The sequence below is a fragment of the Paenibacillus cookii genome, assembly GCF_018333375.1.
GTDB lineage: Bacteria > Bacillota > Bacilli > Paenibacillales > Paenibacillaceae > Paenibacillus_AQ > Paenibacillus_AQ cookii.
Genome location: NZ_BORW01000044.1, coordinates 26,717 through 34,500, shown reverse-complemented (window position 1 = coordinate 34,500; position 7,784 = coordinate 26,717). Strand labels below are relative to the sequence as shown.

Genomic DNA, 7,784 nt, shown 5'->3' with positions numbered 1-7,784 from the left:
CTTCCTCCATCCTTGAGGTTTTTGGGTTTGGTCACTTGAAAACTTCTCCAAGTTGGGGTGAAGTCCCTTTTTTATGTCCGAAAATCCTTACGGCTCAAGGCCTCAGATTACTGCAAAACGCTCATTTTAAAAGATATGATTCCCCATATAAAAAATAGAGTGTCGAAAAGTCCGTTGGACTTTCTCGACACTCTGCCCGCTAAACAGCGGACTTTTTTTGGGTATTTTTGACCCCGAACAAATGCCCGACATGCACCCGAACCGCTGCCGTATCGATGGCAGTGTCAGAACACCGGGCCGTTTGGGCTTATGCTGGATGCCTTACATTTGCTGATCGATCAGACGTTTGGCGGCGCCGAGGAAATGATCCGGAACATACGCAGCCCGCTCCAAATATGCCGACATCATCGCTCCGTTATATAGCATCAGCAGCTGGGCGGAAAGCGATTCAGGATCTTGGGCTCCGGCCCGTTCGGCCAATTCCCGCAGCCGGCGGCGCATCTCCAGATGGTATGTCGCAATCGGCTGTTGGGTCGGGTGGTTTTCGTCGGGAAACTCCACGGCCGTATTCAGGAACGGACATCCGCGGTAACCCGGCTGCTCGCTTCTTGCGCCCAAGCTGTCCACCACGTCGTAAAGCTGATGCAGCGGCGCGTCGGGATGCCGCCGTTTCGCCTCTTCGAACGGTTTCATCAGCTCGTCGTTGCATCTTTCCAAATAAGCCACGACCAGATCGTCTTTGGTCGCGAAATTCCGGTAAAAGCTCGCTTTTGCCACGCCGGATTCCTCGATGATCCGATCGATGCCGACGGCCCTTACGCCTTCCCTGTAAAACAGTTTGATGGCCGTTCGCAAAATCCGCTCTTTAGCCGTTTCTTTTTTCTGCATATTCATTGCTGCCCCCTTCCTTCCGGCATCCAACCCGTTGACATGATACAGATCTGTCTGTATGATAATCGTGAATGCGGTACAGACCTGTCTCATTCATTTTAAAAAAAGTCCCGTCTTCCGTCAATCCGACGCCATGGTTGGAGCGAGGCGCGCACGACCGCAGAAACATCGGGCGAAAGGCGCGTTACGCGCGTCCTCTTTCCCCATCCCCATTACGCTTGACGCCGGTTCACGGATGCCGTCCGAGACCGCGGCTGGCGTATCGTGATTTGGAAACAAAAAATACGGCCAAAGCAGGTGAACGTTATGAACATTGCAAACGAAACAAAAGAGTTCGACGTCTTGGTGATCGGTTCGGGGCCGGGCGGATACACCGCCGCCAAACGGGCGGCGGAAGCCGGTCTTCGCGTCGCCGTCGCGGAACGGGAACGGATCGGGGGCGTGTGCACCAACGTCGGGTGCATCCCGTCCAAGGTTCTGATCTCCGAAGCCCATCGCTTTGAAATCGGCGGCCGGTCGAACCTGGATTTTGCGGAAGTGCAAGCCTTTAAGGACGCGGTCGTCCAGAAGCAATCGGGCGGCGTCGGTTTTTTGCTGAAAAACAAATACACGGAGACGTTTCGCGGCGAAGCCCGTTTGATCAGCGATCATGAAGCGATCATCGATCAGGGCGGGACGTCGACCCGCATCCGGTTCGAACATTGCATTCTCGCCACCGGTTCCCGTCCGATCGAGCTGCCGGCATTCCCTTTCGGGGGAAGGATCCTGTCCTCGACGGAGGCGCTGGGGTTGCAGCAGGTGCCTGAAAGCCTGATCGTCATCGGCGGCGGATATATCGGCATCGAGCTGGGGCAAACCTTCGCCAAGTTTGGATCCAAAGTCACCATTCTGGAAGGCGGCGATCAGATCCTTCCCGGATTCGAAGCCGAGTTGACCCGACCGGTGGCCAAAAAGCTGCAGGAAAATCAGGTCGACATCTTTACCGGGGCCATCGCCGAACGGGTCGAGCAGCAACCTGACCGGGTAACCGTTCATTTCAAGGAAAACGGAAACCCGCGCCAAGCGACGGCCCAATACGTGCTCGTCACGGTCGGCCGCCGTCCGAACACGGACGGGAATTTGGGGCTTGATCGGGCGGGCGTCAAACTCGCGGAACGCGGGCTGATCCCGGTGGACGAACAAGGCCGGACCAACGTCCCCCACATTTTTGCCATCGGGGATATCGTCGCCGGTCCCGCCTTGGCGCATAAAGCTTATTACGAGGCAAAAGTAGCCGTGGAAGCGCTGACGCATCATCATGCGAAGGTCGATTACCGGGCGCTGCCGCTTGTGGTCTTTTCCGATCCCGAAGTCGCAAGCGTCGGTTGGAGCGAAACGGATGCCCGGGCACGCGGCACGGAAGTCGTAACGGGAAGAGCCTCCTATGCCATCAACGGCAGGGCTTTGGCGCTGCGGGCCGCCGAGGGGTTCGTTAAAATCGTGGCGGAAAAAGAAACGGAGCGGATCATCGGCGCGCAAATCGTCGGCGCGGAAGCCTCCAATCTGATTGCCGAACTGGCGCTGGCCATCGAAATGAGCGCCACCCTCGAGGATATCGCGCTTACGATCCATGCCCATCCCACCTTGGGAGAAATCGTGATGGAAGCGGCCGAAGCCGCCATTGCCAAAAGACGCAAATAAGCAAGCTTCCAGTTTTTTTGCGCCGGACGAAGCATCCGGGGAAGACAAGCGGGAAGCACCGAAATGAGACATCGTAGACAAAAAAAGAGCCTCATTCAAGTTCACGAGCTTGAACGAGGCTTTTGGCTTTCCCGAGAAGTCATACGGAACCTCCGCTATTTTTCTCCGGACAGCTCCCTGTACAGCCCCACAAACCGCCGGACGCCTTCCCGCAGCTGCCGTTCGTTCAAAAACGAATAACTCATGCGGATCCAAGGCTTCAGTTCCCGGAGCGGGTCGCAAATCGAGCCTGGGACGAACGTGATGGAACGTTCCCTGCTCGTCACAAGCAGCTCCTCCATCGGGGTCGATTCCGGCAGTTGGACCCATAGATTAAAGCCCCCTTCGGGGCTTCTCCACTCCCAGCCCGTTCCGGCCAGCTCTTCCTCCATGATGTCCTTGCGGACCGCCAGCGCCGTCCGAAGCTTCTCCAAATGCCGCTGCATCCGCTCCGAAAAGAAATAATGCAAAAAGATCTTTTGGTTCAGGAGCGGCGTGCCGCTGTCCGACAGCGATTTGGCCTTGATCAAATAGTTCATCAGCCCCGGCCGGCAGGCCACCGTCGCGATGCTCAGGCCCGGGGCGACGTATTTGCTGAAGCTGCGGATATAGATCGTATATCCCGAAGTATCGTAAGCAAAAAACGGCGGCGGGGGTTCCTTGCCGAAATAGATGTCCGGGCAAGGATCGTCTTCGATCAGCAGGCATTGATGTTCGGCCGCGAGATCCACCAGCCGCTTCCGCTGCTCCGCAGGCACGGTGTATCCCGTCGGGTTTTGAAAGGTCGGATTGATATAAAAAAGGCGCGGTTTGTATAGACGCATGAATTCTTCGACCTGATCCAGCCGATAGCCGTCCGGGTAAATCTCAACGGGGACAATCTGCGCCCCTTGCCTTCTGAACACGTCGATCGCCGGACTGTAAGTCGGCCTTTCAAGCAGCACGGTATCCCGCGGCTTAACCAATACCCGGGCGATCAGGTCGATAGCCTCCTGCGAACCGCAGGTGATCAGGAGCTCGTCCGGGGTGAGGTCGAACCGGTACCGGCCGGCGAAATAGCGGCACAACGCTTCCCTCAGCTCCGCGTCCCCCTGCGTGGTCGCATACGTGCCCAGCACTTTGGGATACAGATCGAACACTTTTTTTACGTATTCGGAAAAATACCGGTTCGGCAGCAGGTTCGGGTCGATCAGCGCTTTGGAAAATTGATACGCGGCCTCCGCCTGGTGGATTTCGGAGAGATGGCTTTCATGAACGTAAGCCGAAACGATCGGGTCCTGCTGCGCAGCAGGGGGCAGCAGGCTGCCCGGTTGAACATAATAACCGGATTTATCCTTTACGTATACTTTATGGTTTTGCTTCAGCCATTGGTAAGCTTTGAATACGGTCAGCCGGTGCACGCCGAATTCGGCCGCAAGCGCGCGAACCGAAGGGAGTTTATCATGCGCCTTCCATTCCCCGCGCCGGATCCGATCCAAAAGATAGTCGTACACTTGTTCAAAAAGTTTATCCGAATGAACATCGGAAAGGACCTCTCTTTTCAGATGACTCCCCCCTTTCCTTCGATTATAACCTAAATGTCCGACATCTGTTCTACTCAATTCCATCTGTTCTGTTCCATTCCTTTTATGATAAAGCCATACAAGGAGGAATGGACATGATATTCGTCAATTATTTGCTGATGTGTCTCGTATTCGGGACGACCTTTCTGGCAATCAAAGTCGGGATCGATGCAGGAGCGCCGCCTTTTTTCTCTGCGGGTCTCCGCTTTCTTTTGGCAGGAAGCATTCTTTTCGCATTCATGGTCATCAAACGCAAGGCCACGTTCTCCCTGCTGCTTCGCAAGGAGATGTTTTTGACGGGAATGGCGCTGACCTTCGGCACGTTCGCCACCCTGTATTGGGCGGAACAACATTTAAGTTCCGGGATTGCCGCCATCCTGTCGGCAACGGCCCCGCTTATGGTCCTGCTGCTCCAATCGGCCCTGGCCCGGCAGCGGCTTTCCGTTCACGCCTTGGCCGGCTGCCTCATCGGGTCGGTGGGCGTCGTGTTGCTGCTGCTGCCCGGCCTGACGGTCAACTTCAGCAGACTGTGGGTGATCGGATGTATCTCGGTTTTGGTGGGCCAAGTGTTTTACTCGGCCGGTACCGTCTATTCGCGCCGTGTCGTAAAACGGTTTGAGGATACGTCCCCCATCGCTTTGAACGCGGCCCAGATGATGTATGGCGGCGGCATGCTTTTGCTGTTGGCCTTGTTCGTCGAACCGATCGATATCGGTCCATGGCTTGCGCCAAAAGCCGCGTTATCGCTGCTTTATTTGATCTTCGCCGGCTCCATGACGGGCCATACGATTTTCTACTGGCTCATCGCCAAAACGAACCCCGTATTCCCGTCCACCTGGCTCTACGTGTCGCCGCTCATCGCCCTTTGCCTTGGTGCCGCGTTATACGGCGAGCCCATATCCGTTTTGTCGGTCATCGGCGGAATCACGATTGTCGCCGGCATTGTCGCCGTCAATCTGGATTCGCTAAAAACGCTTTTGTCCAAAGGCAGGCCGCAGCGCAGCAAAGCCGGCGAATCCAAAGCAGTATAACGAAAAACGCGGAAAAATTTTGAAGAGAGTTTCGAACAAGGGATGCGCAGCGGAGAATATACGCTTCAATGGAGTGGCGGCGGTACTCCCGTTAATGACGAATTTGTTGGAAAAACGGGTTCAGCCATTTCCGATGTTCGAAAGTAATTCAAGTTTTGCTGTTGATTTCATCGATGGTATCATCCTTTCTTTACGGGTAAGATGGTTCCCAGTATAGGACCTTGAGCGCGCTCTAGGTCAAGACCCGATTGCCACGTGCATCGCTGGTGGTTTGGGTTGCATACAGGCTTGCGCAAAAGGGGATTCCAATCAGGAGTTGAATTCAATCAAATATCCCTTGGTTTGGCAGCGTGTAAATAAGTGTAATACTAATAAATAAACACACTAGGAAAAGGTGATCAAAATGACAAATTCAACTCCGGACAACCAAGAAGCGATCGAGAAAATACGCGAATTGATTCAGGGCATCGACACGGCCATGCTGACGACCGTCTCGGAAGAAGGGCTGGTTTCGCGTCCCATGAAGACCCAGGACATCGAATTCGACGGCGACCTGTGGTTCCTGACCAAGAAAGATACCGACAAATTCCATGAGCTGCTGCAAAACCGGCAGGTCAACGTTGCCTACGCCGGCAAGTCCTTCGTCTCCATCCGCGGTGAGGCCGAGCTGGTGAACAGCACCGAAAAACTGAAAGAATTGTGGAACCCCGTTTACGAGCAGCTGCTGGAAACGAACGTTGACGATCCTAATCTTGTTCTCATCAAGGTGCAAGCCGAGGCGGTCGAGTACTGGGATGCCGGCAACAAATTTAAAATGGCCAGGTTCCTGTTCCGCAGACTGATGGGGAAAAGCGGCGAAGGCACCAATATGAATCGGACGGTGGAGTTGGATTAGAATAAAAAAACGGGCGCCGGTTAAGAACCAGCGTCCGTTTTTATTTTCAGATCACAGTGCAGTGACGTCGACAGGACTCAACTCATCTTCGCTTATCCTTAGCGAGAAAAAACCTTTTTTATCACGCTTATTATTCCAGGAACAAGAAAAAAGATGCCAAAAAAGACAGTGAGTAAATTATATTGGGGCGTATCGTAGAAATGAAACCATTCCGTGAAAATAGGAGTGTCAAGAATCCTTCCAAGTATCGTTCCATCCGTATCCCTGTATTTAAGGATCCAACCTGTTGCTTCAGATGTGATAAAGAATATTTGTGATAACAAAAATACTCCAATAGAAGATACCCAATATCTTCTCAGAAATGGTACAGTCATTTGTTTCCGAACCAAAATAATCCCATCCTTATCTAGTACTATTGTCTATATATTACAAAATAAATACGGATATTTAAGAATTAAGTTCCAAGATTTATGTATTATATTGTCGTAAAATTACATAATTAGCAGAATGCCCAAGGAACGAGGGACAACCATATGTCACTTCAATCGCTATACAACGAATATTTGAACATCAAATTCAACAGGGGATTACAGCCTGGTCAGACGGAGGGCTTCGAATACGGCCTCTATGAGGATGGCGGCGCGGAGTTGTTTTTTGCAGGTCATGATGACGAGCCGTTTGTGGAATGGGCAGACGCATTGCAGCCGAAAGATCCCCGTTACACGGCCAACCCCGACTGGAAGCCGCTGCTCTCGGGTTGCTTTCCGGACCTCGATGTCTACGATGAACAGATCCTTTATTTTCTCCTGTATACGATCAACTCGACGACGTCCATTGCCGGGCCTAATCCTTACGGTGCAATGAATGATTTTATGAAACCTTACTGTTTTTTTCAATTGGGACAGGTGGCGGATGCCGCCCGGTTGAACGATGCGCAAAAAGAGCAGCTAAGGGACTTTTTCTTCTTTTTTTACCTTTATACCCACCCGGTTAACGAGGAGACTCTGTACGGCTTTTCATTCCGCGGCCGGGATTTGGTTCATACGAAAACGGGGATCAGCGTAGAGCGCTATTTTTCCTTATACCACGATTACTACTGCGACAAGCACGATGAGTATAAGGATCGATTGCTAATTGCTCCCCACGAAATTCAGGCCGGTAAGCACCTTACGCTGGAGCTGCTAAGATCGATTGAAGGTAAATCATCCAAGCTGCTTATGCCTTCGGAAGAAGGATTCGAAACCGTGCTCCGGTTGATCAATGACGTGGATGAGCTGCTACGGATTCACTCGGAACATCAAACAAAATTCTTCAATTTGCTGAGAGACGCTCTGTTGGATGCCGGAACCAACCCGTATCGAGTATACTGCTTCCGCATGCTGCTTCAAAATTACGTCTGTTATATCCTCTATTTTCAGTTTGACGACATTCATGATTTGGTCGATCATCTCAAGGACACCCCGTTTGCGTGCGAAAAGATCGTCAACATGCTCTTTGCGGACGCCATTTTTATTCAGAAAATCATGCGGCAGCACCGGATCGATATCGCCGATTATCAGGACGTAACCGGATTTTTTGCTGAAAAAGCCCGGGAGATGCATTTGTAAAGGCAATTGCTTTTTCATGAGCATGGATGAGAGGCTGCCAGGCCTTCGGGCAATGCGCTTGTTCATGCTGTTTTTTGGT

Annotated in this window: 7 protein-coding genes; 4 read left to right on the top strand and 3 right to left on the bottom strand. The window is 52.6% G+C overall.

Features of this window, described 5'->3' with window-relative positions:
* Positions 1–321: 321 nt before the first annotated feature.
* Positions 322–894 carry a TetR/AcrR family transcriptional regulator gene (locus KI367_RS24325; protein WP_246537256.1) on the bottom strand — a complete coding sequence of 191 codons (573 nt, stop codon included), beginning with the start codon at positions 892–894 and terminating at the stop codon, positions 322–324.
* Positions 895–1,197: 303 nt separating this feature from the next.
* On the opposite strand from KI367_RS24325, the gene lpdA reads away from it, so the two are divergent.
* Entirely contained in the window at positions 1,198–2,571 is a 1,374-nt protein-coding gene (gene lpdA, locus KI367_RS24320; RefSeq protein WP_036713603.1) for a dihydrolipoyl dehydrogenase, read from the top strand.
* 155 nt (positions 2,572–2,726) lie between these two features.
* Here the strand turns inward: lpdA and KI367_RS24315 are convergent, their stop codons facing one another.
* Entirely contained in the window at positions 2,727–4,154 is a 1,428-nt protein-coding gene (locus KI367_RS24315; RefSeq protein ID WP_212952584.1) for an aminotransferase-like domain-containing protein, read from the bottom strand.
* Positions 4,155–4,267: 113 nt separating this feature from the next.
* Here KI367_RS24315 and KI367_RS24310 point away from each other — a divergent pair, with 113 nt between their 5' ends.
* Entirely contained in the window at positions 4,268–5,203 is a 936-nt protein-coding gene (locus KI367_RS24310) for a DMT family transporter (protein ID WP_036713602.1), read from the top strand.
* A gap of 403 nt (positions 5,204–5,606) precedes the next feature.
* Positions 5,607–6,098, top strand: coding sequence for a pyridoxamine 5'-phosphate oxidase family protein (locus tag KI367_RS24305; RefSeq protein WP_036713600.1), 492 nt, complete (start codon positions 5,607–5,609; stop codon positions 6,096–6,098).
* A 98-nt stretch (positions 6,099–6,196) separates the two neighbouring features.
* Here KI367_RS24305 and KI367_RS24300 read toward each other — a convergent pair whose 3' ends face one another.
* Entirely contained in the window at positions 6,197–6,472 is a 276-nt protein-coding gene (locus tag KI367_RS24300) for a YfzA family protein (protein ID WP_246537260.1), read from the bottom strand.
* Between the two features lie 159 nt (positions 6,473–6,631).
* Here KI367_RS24300 and KI367_RS24295 point away from each other — a divergent pair, with 159 nt between their 5' ends.
* Complete coding sequence (locus tag KI367_RS24295) at positions 6,632–7,705, top strand: hypothetical protein (protein ID WP_036707181.1); 1,074 nt, start codon at positions 6,632–6,634, stop codon at positions 7,703–7,705.
* Positions 7,706–7,784: the final 79 nt, after the last annotated feature.